This is a genomic window from Phenylobacterium sp. J426, from assembly GCF_024699945.1.
GTDB lineage: Bacteria > Pseudomonadota > Alphaproteobacteria > Caulobacterales > Caulobacteraceae > Phenylobacterium.
In genome coordinates this window covers 2,984,406-3,000,982 of sequence record NZ_JAJOMY010000001.1, presented here as the reverse complement: position 1 = coordinate 3,000,982, position 16,577 = coordinate 2,984,406, and the positions used below count along the sequence as shown (strand labels likewise).

Sequence of the window (16,577 nt, the reverse complement as noted above, 5' to 3'; positions counted from 1 at the left end):
CGGCCTATAGCGTCGCGGCCAAGCTTTGCCCCGGAGTTCCGCGTGATCCGCACCCTGCTCGTTTCGGCCTGCGTCGCCGCCGTCGCCCTGCCCGCCGTCGCGGCCCCGCCGCCGGGACTGCACGACCAGGCGCTCGAAATCCTCACGACCGGCGTCCGCTTCCGGACGGTCAATCCCGGTGACCAGATGGTCCCCTACGCCGACTACCTGAAGAGCGTGCTGGTGAAGGCGGGCTACCGGCCGGACGAGATCACCATTCGGCCGATGGCCGGCACGGCGGCGCTCATCGCCCGCTATCCCGGTTCGGATCGCAGCAAGAAACCCATCGTCATCCTCGGCCACATGGACGTCGTCGAGGCCAAGCGGGAGGATTGGGAGCGCGATCCGTTCAAGGCGGTCGTCGAGAACGGCTACGTCTATGGCCGCGGCGCCGAGGACAACAAGTTCGACGTCTCGATGGTGGTCGCCACGCTCGCCCAGCTGCGCCGTGAAGGCTGGAAGCCCGGCCGCGAGGTGATCCTGGCGCTCTCGGGCGACGAAGAGACCAAGATGGTGACGACCCAGTGGCTGGCCAACGAGCTGAAGGGCGCCGAGTTCGCCCTGAACGCCGACGGCGGCGGCGGCACGCTGGACGCCGAGGGCAAGCCGGTCGCCTACGGCCTGCAGGCGGCCGAGAAGACCTATGCCGACTTCACCCTGACCCTCACCGATCCGGGCGGTCATTCCAGCGCGCCGACGCCCGGCAACCCGATCTACCGGATGAGCCAGGCGCTGAAGAAGCTGGACGCCTACCGCTTCCCGGTCATGGCCAACGAGATCACCCGCGCCTCGGCCGCGGCGATGGCGGACAAGCGACCGGGGGCTGTCGGCCAGGCGCTGAAGCGGTTCGCCGCCAACCCGCAGGACCCGCAGGCGATCGCCACGCTCTCTGCCGACAAGGACATCGCCCCCCAGCTGCGCACCACCTGTGTCGCGACCATGATCTCCGGGGGTCACGCGCCGAACGCCCTGCCCCAGCGCGCCGAGGCCACCGTCAACTGCCGCATCTTCCCGGGCACGCCGGCCGAGGAGGTCCGCAAGACGCTGGACCAGGTGATGGCCGAGCCCGGCCTGACGGTGGCGCGGGTGACGGACGACGGCTCGGTAGACAGCCCGGCCTCCCCGTTGCGGCCCGACGTGATGGCGGCGGTGAAGAAGGCGGTGAACGCCCGTTACCCCGGACTGCCCGTCACGCCCTCGATGTCGAGCGGGGCCACCGACAGCATGCACTTCCGCGCCTTGGGCGTACCGAGCTACGGCGTGTCGGGCCTCTTCATGCGCAACGAGGACAGCTTCGCCCACGGCCTGAACGAGCGTGCGCCTGTGGCCGCCATCGACGGCTCCCTGGACCACTGGCGCTCGCTGCTGAAGGACCTGGCGAAATAGCTATCCGCCTTCTTGGCGTCCCGGAAGCCGCGCAACGGCTGTCCGGGACCCAGGGGCCGCCGCACTGCAGAACCTCCTGGGTCCCGGCTCTCCGCTTTGCGGCGGCCGGAATGAGGGACTTGGGTGCGCCTCAGCGTGCTCCAGCGATGTATGCGTCCACACGCTGTTCCAGGACGTCTAGCGGGATGGCGCCGGCGGCCAGCACCGTCTCGTGGAAGGCGCGGATGTCGAACTTGGGACCGAGCTGCTTCTCGGCCTTGGCCCGCAGTTCGCTGATCTTCAGCTGGCCGATCTTGTAGCTGGTCGCCTGGCCGGGGCTCGTGAAGTAGCGGTCGATCTCGCTCTGGATGTCGCGCTCGGAGTTCAGCGTGTTGTCGCGCATGTACTGGACGGCCTGGTCCCGGCTCCAGCGCCTGGCATGGATGCCGGTGTCCAGCACCAGGCGCGCCGCCCGCCAGATCTCCAGGCTGAGCCGGCCGAAGTCGTTGTAGGGATCCTGGTAGAAGCCGGCTTCCTTGCCGAGCTTCTCGGCATAGAGGCCCCAGCCCTCCTGATAGGCGCCCTGGTAGGCGTACCGGCGGAACATCGGCAGGTCGGTCTGCTCGAGGCTGCGGGCGATCTGGAAGTGATGGCCCGGCGCGCCCTCGTGATAGGCGATCGCCTCCAGCTGCGGCTTGAACACCTGGTTCATGTCCGAGAGGTTCACGTAGAAGATGCCCGGCCGCGAGCCGTCGGGCGTGCCGGTGTTGTAGAAGGCGACGGACGCCGTCTTCTCGCGGAACGGCTCGACCGCGCGGACCTCCAGAGCCCCCTTCGGAAGCACCGAGAACTGCTTGTTCGCGGCGGTATCCATGTAGGTGGCGATGATCTGCTTGGCGTCGGCCAGGTACTGCTGCTTGCCGGCGTCGGTGTTTGGATAGCGGTACTTCGGATCGGTCTTCAGGTGGGCGAAGAACTCGTTCAGCGTGCCCTTGAACCCGACCTTCTTCTGGATGGCTCCCATCTCGCCGCGGATGCGGGCCACTTCCGACAGGCCGATCTGGTGGATCTGATCGGCGGTCAGCGGCGTGGTGGTGAAGAACGACAGCAGGTCGCCGTAGAAGGCCTCGCCCTGCGGCAGGGCCCAGACGCCGTTCACGGTCGTGGCCTTGGCCTGCATGCGCTCCAGACTGGCGACATAGCGCTTGTAGCCGTTCGTCCAGCCGGTCTTCAGCGCGGCCTCGCCGTCCTTGAGCAACCGGGCCTTGGTGGCGTCGTCGGTCTGCAGCGCGGCGACCTTCTTCTTGAAGTCGGCCCAGACCGCGTGGTCGGCGCCCGCCGTCGAAGGGCCCCCTTCAGCTGGTTCTGCGCGTCGGGGATCACCCGGCCGAAGACGAAGGCCGGCGGCAGGAAGCCCTTGGCCGTCCGCTCGTCGATGTCCGCGGCGACCTCCGCGCCCACCCGTTCCACGGCCCGCAGGCGCGAGACGTAGGCGTCGGCGTCGGCGACGCTGTCCACGCGGTGGACGTTGATCAGCATCACCGGCAGGCCGTCGAGCGCGCTTCCCGTCGAGGTGACGGCGTAGCTCTGCCAGTACCACTTGCCGAACATCCGCTGGGTGGCGACGTTCTTCTCGAACAGGTCGTACGAGACTTGCGAGCTGGCGCTGAGTTTCGCCCGGTCGAAGTCGCGCTTCATGCGGGCGAGCTGGGCCTCGGCGACGGCGAGCTGCCGATCCGAACCGGCCTTCGTGTAGTCGCCGAGTTCGCCGTAGCGCTCCTTCATGCCCAGTTGGCTCAGCGTCTCGGGGCTGAGGCGGGCGCTCTCCAGGAAGGCCTCCTGGAAGAAGGCGGCGAGGCGCGCGTCCTCGGACTGGGCGGCCGCGGCGGCGGGTGCGGCGGCGGTTTGCGCCAGGGCGGGCGCGCCCAGCAGGGCGACGGTCAGCGCCAGGACGGAACAGGCGGTACGGATCATGAGAACCCCCAAGGTTGTGTTGGGAGGTCTAGGCGCCGGCGCTCCGCGCCGGAAGTGAATTCTTGGACAGGCTTAGCCCCAGTAGCAGTACCGCCAGGCCGCTTCGAAGCCCGCCTTGCGGTAGAGGCTGCGGGCGGGGTTCGGCTCCTCCACCTGGAGGAACACCCGTCGCACGTCGCGGGCCAGCGCCGCGCCGCCGAACGCCGCCAGGAGGCGGCCGGCATAGCCACGGCCGCGGGCGTGCCGCGCGGTTCGCATCCCATGCACCCCGGCCCAGCCGCGGCCGAAGCTGACGGCGCCCACGGCGAGCGTACGGCCGTGCTCTCGGACCGCGCCATAGAGGGCGTCCGGCGACCGGGTCAGGGTGGCGACGCGGCTCGCGCCGTCGGCGGGATCGAAGCCTTCGCCCAGGAACACCTCGCCCCAGGCGGCGTCGGGCGTGTCCAGCAGCTCGGCGTCGGGAACGCAGAAGCCGGACAGGGTCAGCGCGTCGGCGATCTTCACCCAGGTCGGCTTGGCGGGCCCGAAGCCCCTCGCCTGCAGCGCCGCGCGGACCTCGTCCAGGCCCTCGACGTCGGCGATGCGGAAGGCGGGCGGCAGGCCGCGTGTCCCGTAGGCGGCGAGGATCTCGTCGAGCGCCTCGCAACCGGCCTCGTGCGACAGCGGCACGGCCGACTTGGCGCGGCCGACGGTCCCGGCGTCCAGCGGGACCAGCCAGCCGGCGATCTCCAGCACCTCGACAGGAGCGACCGCCTCGACGGTGGCGCGCTCGAGGCTCTCCACGAGCCGGGGGTCGATCACCCCTTGTCGCGCAGGAGACGCGCCTTGTCCCGCTGCCAGTCGCGCTCGGCGGTCGCCTGCCGCTTGTCGTGGGTCTGCTTGCCCTTGGCCAGCGCGATCTCGAGCTTCGCCAGGCCCTTGTCGTTCCAGTAGAGCTTGGTCGGGATGATCGTGCGCCCTTCCCGCTGGACCGCGCCGATCAGCTTGTCGATCTCGCGCCGCTTCATCAGCAGCTTTCGGTGCCGCCGCGGCTCATGATTGAAGTACGGCCCGGCCTGGGCGTACGGCGGGATGTCGGCGTTCACGAGCACGATCTCGTCGCCTTCGACCGCCGCATAACTCTCGGCGATGTTGGCCCGGCCGTTGCGCAGGCTCTTCACCTCCGACCCGGTCAGGGCGAGGCCCGCCTCGAAGGTCTGTTCGAGGAAGTAGTCGAACCGCGCCCTACGGTTCTCGGCGATCAGCTTCCCGGCCATGTCAGTCGGTCAGGCCCGCCTCGCGCAGGCCGGCTAGGACCTCGGCGCGGGCGGCCTCCGAGCACGGCGTGATCGGCAGGCGCGTCTCGTCGGCGCAAAGGCCCAGGTGGGCCAGCGCGAACTTGGTGGGCGACGGCGAGGCGTCGGCGAACAGCGCCTTGTGCAGGCGGATCAGCCTGTCCTGGTGCGCCAGGGCCGTGGCGTAGTCCCCGGCCATGCAGGCGTTGTAGAAGTCGGCGCAGGCCTCAGGGGCGACGTTGCAGGTCACCGAGATGCAGCCGTGGCCGCCGTGGGCCATGTAGCCCAGCCCCCCGTCGTCGTTGCCCGACAGCATCACCCAGTCGTCGCCGCACTCCAGGCGCTGCAGGCTGGCGCGCGGCAGGTCGCCGGTGGCGTCCTTGATGCCGACGATGTTGGGCAGCTTGGCCAGGCGCTCCAGCGTCGCGTTCGAGATGTCGACGCTGGTGCGGGCCGGCACGTTGTAGACCAGGATCGGCAGCTGAACCGCGTCGTTGATCGCCTTGTAGTGGGCGTAGAGGCCCTCCTGGCTCGGACGATTGTAGTACGGCGTCACCACCAGGGCGGCGTCGGCGCCGACGGTCTTGGCGTGGCGCGCCAGCTCGATGGCCTCGGCGGTGGAGTTGGATCCCGCGCCGGCGACCACCGGCACGCGGCCGCGCGCGGTCTGCACGCAGAGCTCCACGACGCGGCGATGCTCCGCGTGGCTGAGGGTGGCGGTCTCGCCGGTCGTACCCACCGGCACGAGCCCGTGGACGCCGCCTGCGATCTGCCTCTCGACGAGGGCCACGAAAGCCTCCTCGTCGACCTCGCCGTTGCGGAACGGCGTGACGAGCGCCGGAAGGACGCCCCGGAACATGGGTTCGGACATGGTGTGCAAATTGCCGTGAAAAGGTCGCTTGTTGGGGCGACGTTCAGATTTCGCGGGACAATATGTTGGCGTGGGTCGAACCCGCAACGCCGATTCCGTTTCGCATCATCGTCTCCAGTTTTCGCCGGGGGGGAGAGGTTGGACTCCAAGGCCCGCAAAGTTTTCCTCGCCGTGAGCCTCGTGGCTCTGGCCGCCGCCGTCGCCCGGGCCCAGCCCGCGGACCCGATCGGCGACCTGATCAAACGCGCGCCGCCGGCAGCGGCGCCGCAGCCTGCGCCGGCGCCTCCGAGACCCGTGGGCAGCCGCACGCTGAGCGCGGCCGACCAGGCGCTGTTCGCCACCGCGCTGAACGCCGCCCGGCGCGCCGACATCTCGGGCGCCCGCAACGCCATCGCCGGCATCAGCGATCCGATGGCGAAGAAGACCGCCACCTGGGCGCTCGTCGACGGCAATTCCAGAATCGCTCGGCTTCTACGACGTGGACACTGCGCGCCGCGAGCTCGCCGGCTGGCCCCGCGGCGCCCGGCGCCAGGCCGCGGCCGAGAAGCTGCTGGCGACGTCGGGCAAGACGCCGGCCGAGGTGATCGCCTGGTTCGCCGGCCAGGAGCCGCAGACCGCCCACGGCGCCCTGGCGCTGGCGTCGGCCTATCGCCTGCAGGGCCAGACCGAGGTCGCCCGCGACCTGATTCGCCGCTGGTGGACCACCAGGAGCTTCGAGGCCGACGTCCAGCGCACGATCCTGGCCCGCTTCCCCGAAGCGCTGACGATCGAGGACCACGCGCGCCGCGCCGACGTCCTGCTGTACGGCGCCCAGGGGCCGGCCGCCCGCGAGATGATCGCGCTGCTGCCGGCCGGCGATCAGGCGGCGGCGCTGACCCGCATCGCCCTGCGCGCCGACGCGGCCAACGCCAACGACCTGTACGGCGCGCTGACGCCGGCGCAGCAGGCCCAGCCCGGCGTCGCCTTCGAGCGGGCGGGCTATCTGCGGCGCAAGGGCTCGACACCCTGGCCCTCGCCCAGGTGGCCAACTTCCCCAGGACGGTCGTCACCGACGAACAGGCCGACCGCATCTGGTTCGAGCGGCATCGCCTGACCCTGGCGGCGATCAAGAACGGCGACTGGCGCAGCGCCTATCAGGCGGCCGCCAATTCCGGCCTCACCAAGGGTTCGGACGCGGCCGACGCCGAGTTCTACGCCGGCTGGCTGGCGCTCTCGAAGCTGAACGATCCCGTGGCGGCCGGACGGCACTTCGCCAACCTGGAAAGCATCGGCTCCTCGCCCATCACCAAGGGTCGGGCCTTCTACTGGCAGGGCCGCGCGGCCGAGGCGCGCCGCGAGAACGCCGCCGCCGAGACCTTCTACGCCCAGGGCGCCCAGCACGTGACCACCTTCTACGGCCAGCTGTCGGCCGAGAAGCTGGGGCTGCGGCTGAACGTGCCGAAAGACCCTGAGATCACCGCCGCCGATCGCGCGCGCTTCGAGGCCCGCGAGCCGGTGCAGGCCGCCCGGCTGCTGGTCGAACAGGGCCAGCGCGACCTGTTCCGCGTCTTCGCCCTGCACATCGACGACGTGGTGCCCACGACCCAGGAGGCCGCCCAGCTGGTCGACCTGGCGCGGGCCTATGGCGACCAGGACACCTCGATGAAGGCCGTCCGCGCGGCGGCGCAGCGCGGGCTGATCCTGGGCGACCGCGGCTATCCCTACCGCACGCCCCCGACAGTGGCCGGCGGGCCCGAGCCGGCGCTGGTTCTGGGCATCACGCGCCAGGAAAGCGGCTTCGATCCCCTCGCCCGGTCCAGCGCCGACGCCCGCGGCATGATGCAGCTGCTGCCCACGACGGCCAGCCTCGTGGCCCGCCGGATCGGCGTCTCGCACACGGTCGATCGCCTGAACGACCCCGAACACAACATGCAGCTGGGCTCGGCCTATCTGGGCCAGGTGCTGGACCGGTTCTCGGGCTCCTACATCATGGCCGCAGCGGGCTACAACGCCGGCCCCGGCCGGCCCGCCCAGTGGATCAACATGTGCGGCGATCCGCGGACCACCGCGGTCGACCCGCTCGATTTCATCGAGTGCGTGCCGTTCTCCGAGACCCGCAACTACATCATGCGGGTGATGGAAAACATGCAGGTCTATCGCGCCAAGCTGAACGGCGGCTCGGCCCCCCATCACGCTGTCGAGCGACCTGAAGCGCGGCGGCTACGGCTACCCGTCCCTGATGCCGGTGCAGACGGCCAGCCCCTAGGCCTCCGCCTGCGGACGCGTCCGCAGGTAGGCCAGGGAGAACAGCGCCGCGAGCACCAGGTCGGGGCTCGCCACCAGCGCCACGCCCATCGGCGTGCGGCCGGCGGCGTACAGCAGCCAAACGGTGACGCCGAAGCCGAGCTTGGCCAGCACCGCCAGCGGCATGATCGGCCGGAAGCGCGCCGGATCGCGCCCGATGGTCAGATAGACCAGCTGCCAGGCCAGCACCGCACCAACGAACCCATAGTAGGTCTCGGGATAGGCGGTCGGGCCGCGGTCGTTGGCGGCGATCCAGCCTTCCAGGAACAGCATGGGCGCGACCACCAGGATCCCCCAGACCCCGCCCAGCGTGAACGTCCAGCGCGCGAACCTCATGGCCGCCCCCCCTCGCCGCTTCGCCGCCAGCATGGCGCCGTCGGCGGTGAGCGCCAACCGGCCGTCGAGGGCGAAGGCCTCGGCCAGGACGGCCGGCGTCAACGCCCCCGTGGGCGGACCGTCGGCGAGCACCCGTCCTCGACTGAGGACAAGCAGGCGGTCGCAGTAGCGGGCGGCGAGCGGCAGGTCGTGCAGGGTCAGGACGACGGCCGCCCCTCGCCGGGCCTCTTCGCGCAGCAGGTCCAGCGCCAGGAGCTGGGCGTCGGGGTCGAGGCCGGCGATCGGCTCGTCGGCGACGAGCAGCGGCGCATTGGTCGCCAGCAGCCGGGCCAGCAGCACCCGGGCCCGCTCGCCGCCGGACATTTCCAGCACCCCGCGGTCCTTGAGGGCAAGGAGGCCCACGCGGTCGAGGGCGGCCTCAGCCCGGGCGCGGGCCTCCGCCGGCCGCGCCTGGACGGCGCCGAGGCTGGCGATGCGCCAGGCCGTCATGTTCCAGCCGACGTGGCGGTCCTGCGGCAGGTAGCCGGCCAGCCGGGCGCGGTCGGGCTCGGACAGGGTCCGCACCTCGCGGCCGGCGAGTTCGGCTCGGCCGCCAGCCAGCCGGACGAGACCCAGGGCGGCGCGCAGCAGAGTCGTCTTGCCCGAACCGTTCGCGCCCACGACGCCCAGGACCTCTCCGGCCCTCGCCGCGAAACCGACGCCGTGGAGCACGGCCGCGGAGCCACGGCGGACGACGGCGTCCTCGAGGAGCAGCGCCGGCGTCATCCGCGCCAGCTCCGCGCCGCGCGCCACGCGATCAGGGCGAACAGCGGCGCGCCGAACAGCGCCGTGACGACGCCCAGCTTCAGCTCGAGATCCGTTGGGATCAGCCGGGCCGCCAGATCGGCGGCGGCCAGCAGCACGGCGCCCGCCAGCGCCGAGGGCAGCAGCACCCGACCCGGATCGCCGCCGGATCCGGCGCGGACCAGGTGGGGCGCGGCCAGGCCGACGAACCCGACGATGCCGGCCATGGCGACGGAGGCGCCGGTGAGCAGCGAGGCCCCGGCGACTGCGGCGGCGCGCAGGCGCGTCATCGGCAGCCCGGAGAGCGCCGCAGCCTCCTCGCCCAGCGTCAGCATCACGAGTCCGCGGGCCGCGTAGATCGAAAGGCCGACGCCGACCGCCAGCGCCGGGATCTGGCGGCCGATGTCCATCCAGTCGCGGTTGGCGACCGATCCCAGCAGCCAGGCGAACACCTCCGCCAGGGTGACGGGGGACGGCGAGAAGTTGAACACCAGCGAGGTCAGGGCGCCGAGGAACGCCGAGAGCGCGACGCCGAACAGGATGAGGGTCTCCGGCTCGCGGAAACGAGCGGCGAGCCCGGTCAGCAGCAGGCCCACGAGCAGGGCGGCGGCCAGGGCCGCCCCCTCGATGGCCCCGGGCGTGGCGGCGAGGCCCAGTGAGATGGCCAGCGCCGCGCCGAGGCCCGCGCCGCCGGAAACGCCCAGCACGCCCGGATCGGCTAGCGGGTTGCGCAGCAGGCCCTGCATGACGGCGCCGGCGAGGCCAAGGGCCGCGCCGACCACCAGGGCGGCGGCCGTCCGCGGCAGACGGATCTCCCACAGCACCACGCCGGGACCGGAGAGTGGCTCGGCGAACGCCCCGGCCACCTGCGCGGAGGTGAGCTGGGTCTCGCCCAGCAGCAGGCCGCCGGCGGCGAAGGCCAGCGCCGCCATCGCCAGGAGAAAGTTTAGCGCCAGCGGCCTCATGGCGGCGCCTTGGCGGCCAGTAGGCTCGCCGCCTCGGCCGCACCCCAATCCGGGCAGCCCAGAAGGGCTCCGGGCAGGCTGGCCACCTGCCGCGTGCGCGCCGTCCGCTGCAGCACCCGGTGCCGACCGACGCCCCAGCTGTCCCCCGAGAGCTGGAAGGTGTCGAAGAAGCCCAGCACGACCGCCTGCGGCGGCGCGAGGGCGAGGTCTTCCAGGGAGATGGTCTGAAAGCCCGGGCGGGCCTCGGCGTTCGTCATGCCCGCGGCGCGGAGCACCGCGTCGATCAGGGTCCCCTGCCCGGCGGTGACGCCGCCCGGCGTCATGTAGAGCGCCCGCGCGCCCTTCCAGGGCGCGGCGGCGCGGGCCAGGCGGGCGTCCATGCCCGCGATCGCGGCCTCGCCCTGCGGACGGCGTTCGAGAGCGGCGGCGACCCGCCGGACGCTGCGGCGGATATCGTCGAAGTCCGTGGCGTCCGGGATGGTGATCACCTGCACCCCCCGCCGCTCCAGCGCCGCGATCAGCCGCGGCTCGCCACCCCAGTAGCGGACGACCACGTCGGGCCGCGCGGCCAGCGCCGACTCCAGGTCGACCCGGCGCATCGGCAGGCCGCGCGCCAGATGGCGGAGGCGGCTGTCCGCGTCGTCGGCGCGGGTGGACAGGCCGACGATGTCCGCCCGGGCGGCCAGACCCATGACGTACTGGTCGGCACAGGAATCGAGCGACAGCACCCGCGGAGCGGCCTCGGCGCCGCCGGCGAGCAGCGCAGCCGCTCCGGCCAGCGCGGGTGTCAGTCCACCACCAGCCCGTGCAGCATGCCTTCGAGGCTCACCTGGATCAGCTCCTCGCGGTCCGCCCAGCCGAAGCCCGGGCGCGCGGTCAGCAGCGCCACCACGCCGTGACAGCCCATCCAGAGGGCCTGGGCCGCGGAATCGGCCCCGCCCGTCCGCAGACGGCCGAGCGCCGCGATCTCGCGCACCACGCCGGAGAAGATCTCGTAGCATTGTCGGCTCAGGTCCGCCGTGCCTTCGGGCCAGGGCTGCGCCGATACCGGACGCGGCGTGGAATAGACAAGCTGGTAGGCGTTGGGATGGGCCAGGCCCCAGCGCATGTAGGCCTCCAGCATCATCCGCACCCGGACGACCGGATCGACCGGCTTGGCGGCGATCTCGTGGTTGGTCTCGTAGAGGGCCTTGAGGGTCCGCTCGCAGATCTCGAGCAGGATGCAGCCCTTGTCCTGGAAGTGCATGTAGAGCGCGGTGGAGGACACGCCGACCTCGTCGGCGATCTTGCGGATCGTCGCGCCCTCGTAGCCCTCGGCCACGAAGATGCGCTCCGCCGCCTCGAGGATCTCGGCGCGGCGCAGATGTCCGTCGCCCTTGGCCTTGCGCGCGGATTTCCGCGTCGTCGTCCCAACAGCCGTCACGTCACACAGGTCCCCAAGCACTCGCCCCTGACGCGCACCGGACCCCAAATCGCCACCGGTGGCAAGCCCACGTTGCGGCAGCCTGCGGACGACGGCCGACGCACTGGACGAGGAGCGCAGCTTGCGCTTCAAGGCCGCCATGAGCCGCCCCACCGTCGCCGACGCGCCCGGCGTGATGCGCACCGAAGGCTGGGCGGACTACGCCCTGCTGGACTCCGGCGACGGCCGGAAGCTGGAGCGCTACGGGTCCTACACCGTCGTGCGCCCCGAACCCCAGTGCCTGTGGGCGCCGCAGAAACCCCACCTCTGGGCGAAGGCGGACGCCGTGTTCGACCCGGCGGCGGCGACCGACGACGAGGATGCGGGACGCTGGCGCTTCCAGGGCAGGCACGAGGAGGCGTGGCCGCTCGCTTGGCGCGACGTGCGGTTCCTGGGCCGCTTCACCGCCTTCCGCCATCTGGCGTTCTTCCCCGAGCAGGCCGCCAACTGGGCGTTCCTCGACGAGGCGGTCCGCAGGGCGGGGCAGGACGGCTCCCAGCCCAAGGTGCTGAACCTCTTCGGCTATACGGGCGTCGCCACCCTGGCCATGGCCGCGGCGGGCGCGCAGGTGACCCATGTCGACGCCTCGAAGAAGGCGGTGGCGATGGCGCGCGAAAACGCCGAGCTGTCGAAGCTGGCCGAGCGGCCGATCCGCTGGATCGTCGAGGACGCCCGCCGCTATGTGCAGCGCGAGGTGCGGCGCGGCTCGAAGTACGACGGGATCATCCTGGACCCGCCGAAGTACGGCCGCGGGCCCGACGGTCAGGTCTGGCGCCTGTTTGAGGACCTGCCTGAACTCGCGCGGCTATGTGGCGAACTTCTTTCGGAAAACGCCTCGTTCCTGATCCTCAACGCCTATGCCGAGCGGATCTCGGGTGCGGCGCTGTCGGGCCTGCTGGCCGAGGTGCTGCAGGATCGCGGCGGGCGGATCGACTGGGGCGAGCTGGCGCTGGTCGAGGACGGCGCCGAGCGGCAGATCGGGATGAGCTTCTACGCGCGGTGGTCTCAAGGGGGCGCTCCGTGAGCCGCACCGTCACCTCGCTTTCGAACCCCACGGTGAAGGCCGTCCGCGCCCTGCATCTGCGCAAGGACCGCGACGAGACCGGCCTGTTCCTGGCCGAGGGCCTGAAGCACGTCACCGAAGGGGTCGAGCTGGGCCACGCCCCCAAAATCCTGATGCACGGGCCCGAGGCCGCGGACCATCCGCTGCTGAAGAAGGCCGCGCAGGCCACGCGGGCCGCCGGCGGCGAGGTCATCGAGGTCAACCACGACATCCTCGCCAAGGTGTCGAAGCGCGACAATCCGCAGGCGGTGGTGGGCGTCTTTCCCCAGGTCTTCCGCCCGCTGGCCCAGATCGATCCGGGCGCGGCCGCCTGCGTCGTCGCACTCCATCGCGTGCGGGACCCGGGGAACCTCGGGACGATCGTGCGCACCGCCGACGCGGCGGGCTGCGGCGCGGTGATCCTGGTGGGCGAATGCTGCGATCCCTATTCGGTGGAGGCTGTGCGGGCGACCATGGGTTCGATCTTCGCCGTGCCGCTGTCGCGTGCCACGGAGGCGGAGTTCGCAGCGTGGCGGCCAAGCTGGCCCGGCTCGGTGGTCGGCACGCTGCTGAGCGCCACCCAGAGCCACGCGACGGCCGACTACCGCAAGCCGGCGCTGATCCTGATGGGCAACGAGCAGCAGGGCCTGACGCCCGAGATGGCCGCCCTGCCCGACCTGAACGTGAAGATCCCCATGCGCGGCCGGGCCGACAGCCTGAACCTGTCGGTGGCGACCGGGATCATGATCTACGCCGCCACGAGCTGAAGCCTGTCACACGGGCCGGCGCCCGCGCGTCCTGAGGTCATCCAGAGAGAAGGACCTCCCCCGATGACCACCCGCCTCAACTACTACGCCGTCGCGCCCCAGGCGCTCGAGGCCATGCTGGGCCTGGAGAACGCCGTGAAGGCCAGCGGTCTGGACTTCACCCTGGCCGAGCTGGTGAAGACCCGCGCCTCGCAGATCAACGGCTGCGCCTATTGCCTCCACATGCACACCCAGGATGCGCGCAAGGCCGGAGAGAGCGAGGAGCGGCTGCACCTGCTGGCGGCATGGCGCGAGAGCAGCCTCTACACCCCTCGGGAGCGCGCCGCCCTCGCCTGGACCGAAGCGGTGACGCGGGTGGCCGACACGGCGGCCCCGGACGCCGATTACGATCCGCTGAAGGCGCATTTCAGCGAGGAAGAGATCGTCTGGCTGACGATGCTGATCGTGACGATCAACGGCTGGAACCGGCTGGCGGTCGGCTTTCGCACGCAGCACCCGAGGGCCTGGAAGGCCGCGGCCTGACGTTCAGGCCGGCAGTTCGGCGGACAGGTCGTCCGCCGGCACGCCCACCGCGGGATCGGCGACCGCGGCGCGAAGCTCGCGGAGCTGGCGCGCCAGCAGCGTGAGCAGGCTGGAGCCGAGCTGGTGACGCGCCCGGGCCCCCGCGCGCTCGGGCGCCTCGCTCAGGAACTCCGCCTGCTCCAGCGCCTCGAGCAGCGCGATCATCTCGGACAGGCGATCGGCGATGTCCTCATGGTTCAGGCCGGAACCGGAGCCGGATCCGGTGGCAAATCCAGGCGCGACGCGGGCGTCCACAGCGCTCACCATCCTCTCGGGCGGCATCGCCGCCTGGGAAGGAAACGCCCGGAACGCCAAAGGTTTCACCCGACGGTTGAGTCAACTCGCCCGCGGCTTGGCGCGCGTAGTGGGCGTCGCGGCGGCGGGGTCCTCCGGCCAGACGTGCTTGGGATAACGGCCCCGCATCTCGGTTCGCACGTCCTTCCACGAGCCTTTCCAGAAGCCCGGCAGGTCCCGGGTGGTCTGGATGGGCCGGTGCGCCGGGGAGAGCAGGCTCAGCGTCAGCGGGACGCCGCCGACGGTCGGGTGCTGGGCGAGGCCGAAGACCTCCTGCACGCGGACGTCGACCCGGGGACCGGCCTCGGCCGCATAGTCGATCGCGAAGCTGTTGCCGGTCGGCGCGGTCCAGCGGGCGGGCGCCTCGGCGTCGAGCCGGCGCTGCTGGTCCCAGGGCACGAGGGTGCGGAGCGCCCCGTCCAGCACGTCCGGCTTCAGGGCGTTGAGCCCCCGCAGGCCGGTCAGCACCGGCGCCAGCCACTCGTCGAGCCGGGCGAGCAGGGCCGCGTCGGACAGGTCCGGCCAGGCGGGATCGCGGGCGCGCAGGAAGGCGGCCCGCTGGCGCAGGGACGCGGCCGCCTCGCCCCAGGGCAGGATCTTCACCCCGTCGCGGCGGACCCGGTCGGCCAGCGCCCGGGCGATCAGGGCGGGATCCGGGTTCTCGTCGATCTCCTCGCGGATCGTCAGCCGGCCCAGCCGGGTCAGGCGCTTGGCGCGGAGCCGGCCGCCGCCGCTCTCGTCCAGACGCTCCTCGACCTCGAACTGATCGGCGAAGGCGGCGAGCTCGGCCTCCTCCAGCGGCGCCGCCAGCAGGATGCGGTCGCGCCGGTCGCCGCCGCCGAGCTCCGCCACCGCCAGCCATCGTTCGCGCGCCAGCGCATCGGTGGGCTCCACGAAGGCGCCGCGGCCGCTGACCAGCTGGAATTCGCCCTGCCCGCCGCGCGCCTTGGCCACCCGCTCGGGATAGGCGAAGGCCAGCAGCAGGCCGTCCGACAGGGGCTCGGTTCCCTGGGCCTTGCGGCCGCCCTTCGGCGCGAGGCCGGCCCAGCGATCGGCCAGCGCCTTGGCGTCGCGGGCCCGCGGGCTGCGGTCGCGCTCCAGGCCCTCCAGGCGATGGCGCAGGTCCGCGTCGCGGCCGCCGAGATTGCGTTCGGTGATCAGGGCGGCGATCCGCGCCGCGCGGCCGGCCTGCCCGGTGTCGGCGGCCTTGAGCACCATGTGCGCCAGGCGCGGCGCGAGCGGGAAGTCGGCCAGTGCGCGCCCATGCGGCGTGAGCACCCCGTCGTCGCCCAGCGCCTCCAGGCGTCGCAGCAGGGCCCGCGCCTCGCCAAAGGCGGCGGCCGGCGGCGGGTCGAGGAACGCGACGTCGGCCGGGTCCTTCACGCCCCAGCGGGCCAGATCCAGCGCCAGGCCCGAGAGGTCGGCGTCGAGGATCTCGGGATCGGCATAGGCCGGCAGGGCGCGGGTCTCGGCCTCGTCCCACAGGCGGTAGCAGACGCCGGGCTCGGTCCGCCCGGCCCGGCCGCGGCGCTGGTCGGCGGCCGCGCGGCTGACGCGGACGGTGGCCAGCCGCGTCAGGCCGCTGGCGGGATCGAAGCGCGGCACGCGGGCCAGGCCGCAGTCGATGACGACCCGGACGCCCTGGATGGTCAGGCTGGTCTCGGCGATGGCGGTGGCGAGCACCACCTTCCGGCGGCCGGCGGGCGCCGGCTCGATCGCGCGATCCTGGTCCCGGGGATCGAGGGCGCCATAGAGCGGCGCGACATCCACCTCCGGCCGTCGAAGACGTTCCGCCAGCCGCTCGGCCGTGCGCAGGATCTCGCCCTGCCCCGGCAGGAAGACCAGGACGCTGCCGCTCTCCTCGGCCAGGGCGCGTTCGACGGCGCGCACGACGCGGTCCTCCAGCCGCTGGCTGTCGTCGCGCCCGAGGTACCGCGTTTCCACCGGGAACATGCGGCCCCGGCTCTCGACCACCGGCGCGTCGTCCAACAGCCGCGCCACCGCCGCCCCGTCGAGCGTCGCCGACATCACCAGCAGCCGCAGGTCGTCGCGCAGCACCTTCTGGGCGTCACGGGCCAGCGCCAGGCCCAGGTCGGCGTCCAGGCTGCGCTCGTGGAATTCGTCGAAGATGACGCAGGCGACGCCGGCCAGCTCCGGGTCGGCGAGAATCATCCGCGTGAAGACGCCCTCGGTGACCACCTCGATCCGCGTGCGGGCCGAGACCCGGCTCTGCATCCGGACGCGGAAGCCGACCGTCTCGCCGACCGGTTCGCCGAGGGTCTGGGCCATGCGATGGGCGGCGGCGCGAGCGGCCAGGCGGCGCGGCTCCAGGACGATGATCTTCCCGCCCGCCGCCCAGGATTCCCCCAGCAATTCCAGCGGCGCGACCGTGGTCTTGCCCGCCCCGGGGGGCGCGACCAGGACGGCGGCGTTGGATTGGGCAAGCTGCGCCTTCAGCGCAGGCAGGGCCTCGTGGACGGGAAGCATCCCTGCGCCTGTAGCCAATGCGCCCGGCCCCCGCCAGCGTTGCCGCTTGACCACGAGGCGCCAAGCACGCAACG

The 16,577-nt window shown here is 72.1% G+C and carries 16 protein-coding genes and 1 pseudogene; 6 read left to right on the top strand and 11 right to left on the bottom strand.

The features are described from left to right. Window positions 1-42: 42 nt before the first annotated feature. Window positions 43-1,425, top strand: a complete 1,383-nt coding sequence (locus tag LRS10_RS15815; protein WP_257838109.1) for a M20/M25/M40 family metallo-hydrolase — start codon at window positions 43-45, stop codon at window positions 1,423-1,425. Window positions 1,426-1,555: 130 nt separating this feature from the next. Here LRS10_RS15815 and LRS10_RS15810 read toward each other — a convergent pair whose 3' ends face one another. The 5 genes from LRS10_RS15810 to dapA form a co-directional block, all read right to left on the bottom strand. Next, the gene (locus LRS10_RS15810; protein ID WP_257838108.1) at window positions 1,556-2,662 is read right to left on the bottom strand and encodes a DUF885 family protein; all 1,107 of its coding nucleotides are present in this window, start codon (window positions 2,660-2,662) and stop codon (window positions 1,556-1,558) included. After that, on the bottom strand, window positions 2,635-3,378 hold the full coding sequence (locus tag LRS10_RS15805; RefSeq protein ID WP_257838107.1) for a DUF885 family protein: 744 nt from the start codon (window positions 3,376-3,378) through the stop codon (window positions 2,635-2,637). Before LRS10_RS15805 ends, LRS10_RS15810 begins: the two co-directional genes overlap by 28 nt. Before the next feature lie 72 nt (window positions 3,379-3,450). After that, window positions 3,451-4,179, bottom strand: a complete 729-nt coding sequence (locus LRS10_RS15800; RefSeq protein ID WP_257838106.1) for a GNAT family N-acetyltransferase — start codon at window positions 4,177-4,179, stop codon at window positions 3,451-3,453. Further along, a complete protein-coding gene (gene smpB / locus LRS10_RS15795; RefSeq protein WP_257838105.1) occupies window positions 4,176-4,634 on the bottom strand; it encodes an SsrA-binding protein SmpB in 459 nt (152 codons plus the stop codon). Before smpB ends, LRS10_RS15800 begins: the two co-directional genes overlap by 4 nt. 1 nt (window position 4,635) lies before the next feature. Continuing rightward, entirely contained in the window at window positions 4,636-5,523 is an 888-nt protein-coding gene (gene dapA / locus LRS10_RS15790; RefSeq protein ID WP_257838104.1) for a 4-hydroxy-tetrahydrodipicolinate synthase, read from the bottom strand. Window positions 5,524-6,001: 478 nt separating this feature from the next. Between dapA and LRS10_RS24515 the strand changes: the two genes are divergently transcribed. Continuing rightward, window positions 6,002-6,616: a hypothetical protein gene (locus LRS10_RS24515; protein WP_308237968.1), complete on the top strand. Its 615-nt coding sequence runs from the start codon at window positions 6,002-6,004 to the stop codon at window positions 6,614-6,616. 548 nt (window positions 6,617-7,164) lie between these two features. Beyond that, window positions 7,165-7,488, top strand: a pseudogene (locus LRS10_RS24510) (transglycosylase SLT domain-containing protein); the annotation flags it as partial. A gap of 276 nt (window positions 7,489-7,764) precedes the next feature. Here the strand turns inward: LRS10_RS24510 and LRS10_RS15780 are convergent. Genes LRS10_RS15780 through LRS10_RS15765 form a run of 4 tightly spaced genes read right to left on the bottom strand, consistent with a single transcriptional unit; the run spans window position 7,765 to window position 11,313 of the window. Next, window positions 7,765-8,907, bottom strand: a complete 1,143-nt coding sequence (locus tag LRS10_RS15780) for an ABC transporter ATP-binding protein (protein ID WP_257838103.1) — start codon at window positions 8,905-8,907, stop codon at window positions 7,765-7,767. Then, on the bottom strand, window positions 8,904-9,890 hold the full coding sequence (locus LRS10_RS15775) for an iron ABC transporter permease (RefSeq protein ID WP_257838102.1): 987 nt from the start codon (window positions 9,888-9,890) through the stop codon (window positions 8,904-8,906). Before LRS10_RS15775 ends, LRS10_RS15780 begins: the two co-directional genes overlap by 4 nt. After that, window positions 9,887-10,618 carry an ABC transporter substrate-binding protein gene (locus tag LRS10_RS15770; protein ID WP_257838101.1) on the bottom strand — a complete coding sequence of 244 codons (732 nt, stop codon included), beginning with the start codon at window positions 10,616-10,618 and terminating at the stop codon, window positions 9,887-9,889. Before LRS10_RS15770 ends, LRS10_RS15775 begins: the two co-directional genes overlap by 4 nt. 59 nt (window positions 10,619-10,677) lie before the next feature. Next, the gene (locus tag LRS10_RS15765; RefSeq protein ID WP_257838099.1) at window positions 10,678-11,313 is read right to left on the bottom strand and encodes a TetR/AcrR family transcriptional regulator; all 636 of its coding nucleotides are present in this window, start codon (window positions 11,311-11,313) and stop codon (window positions 10,678-10,680) included. Between the two features lie 139 nt (window positions 11,314-11,452). Between LRS10_RS15765 and LRS10_RS15760 the strand changes: the two genes are divergently transcribed. The 3 genes from LRS10_RS15760 (at window position 11,453) to LRS10_RS15750 (ending at window position 13,683) form a co-directional block, all read left to right on the top strand. Next, window positions 11,453-12,376 (top strand): class I SAM-dependent methyltransferase, encoded by a 924-nt coding sequence (locus tag LRS10_RS15760; protein ID WP_257839185.1) that lies wholly within the window; start codon window positions 11,453-11,455, stop codon window positions 12,374-12,376. Continuing rightward, window positions 12,373-13,161 carry an RNA methyltransferase gene (locus LRS10_RS15755; protein WP_257838098.1) on the top strand — a complete coding sequence of 263 codons (789 nt, stop codon included), beginning with the start codon at window positions 12,373-12,375 and terminating at the stop codon, window positions 13,159-13,161. Before LRS10_RS15760 ends, LRS10_RS15755 begins: the two co-directional genes overlap by 4 nt. A gap of 63 nt (window positions 13,162-13,224) precedes the next feature. Then, window positions 13,225-13,683: a carboxymuconolactone decarboxylase family protein gene (locus LRS10_RS15750; protein ID WP_257838097.1), complete on the top strand. Its 459-nt coding sequence runs from the start codon at window positions 13,225-13,227 to the stop codon at window positions 13,681-13,683. Window positions 13,684-13,686: 3 nt separating this feature from the next. Here the strand turns inward: LRS10_RS15750 and LRS10_RS15745 are convergent, their stop codons facing one another. Then, entirely contained in the window at window positions 13,687-13,986 is a 300-nt protein-coding gene (locus tag LRS10_RS15745; protein WP_257838096.1) for a hypothetical protein, read from the bottom strand. 72 nt (window positions 13,987-14,058) lie between these two features. Beyond that, window positions 14,059-16,503, bottom strand: coding sequence for an ATP-dependent helicase HrpB (hrpB, locus tag LRS10_RS15740; protein ID WP_257838095.1), 2,445 nt, complete (start codon window positions 16,501-16,503; stop codon window positions 14,059-14,061). Window positions 16,504-16,577: the final 74 nt, after the last annotated feature.

Coding starts and splice junctions, on each gene's coding strand:
- LRS10_RS15805 (WP_257838107.1), bottom strand. CDS start 3,378: ATGATCCGTACCGCCTGTTCCGTCCTGGCGCTGACCGTCGCCCTGCTG.
- smpB (WP_257838105.1), bottom strand. CDS start 4,634: ATGGCCGGGAAGCTGATCGCCGAGAACCGTAGGGCGCGGTTCGACTAC.
- dapA (WP_257838104.1), bottom strand. CDS start 5,523: ATGTCCGAACCCATGTTCCGGGGCGTCCTTCCGGCGCTCGTCACGCCG.
- LRS10_RS15780 (WP_257838103.1), bottom strand. CDS start 8,907: ATGACGCCGGCGCTGCTCCTCGAGGACGCCGTCGTCCGCCGTGGCTCC.
- LRS10_RS15775 (WP_257838102.1), bottom strand. CDS start 9,890: ATGAGGCCGCTGGCGCTAAACTTTCTCCTGGCGATGGCGGCGCTGGCC.
- LRS10_RS15760 (WP_257839185.1), top strand. CDS start 11,453: ATGAGCCGCCCCACCGTCGCCGACGCGCCCGGCGTGATGCGCACCGAA.
- LRS10_RS15750 (WP_257838097.1), top strand. CDS start 13,225: ATGACCACCCGCCTCAACTACTACGCCGTCGCGCCCCAGGCGCTCGAG.
- hrpB (WP_257838095.1), bottom strand. CDS start 16,503: ATGCTTCCCGTCCACGAGGCCCTGCCTGCGCTGAAGGCGCAGCTTGCC.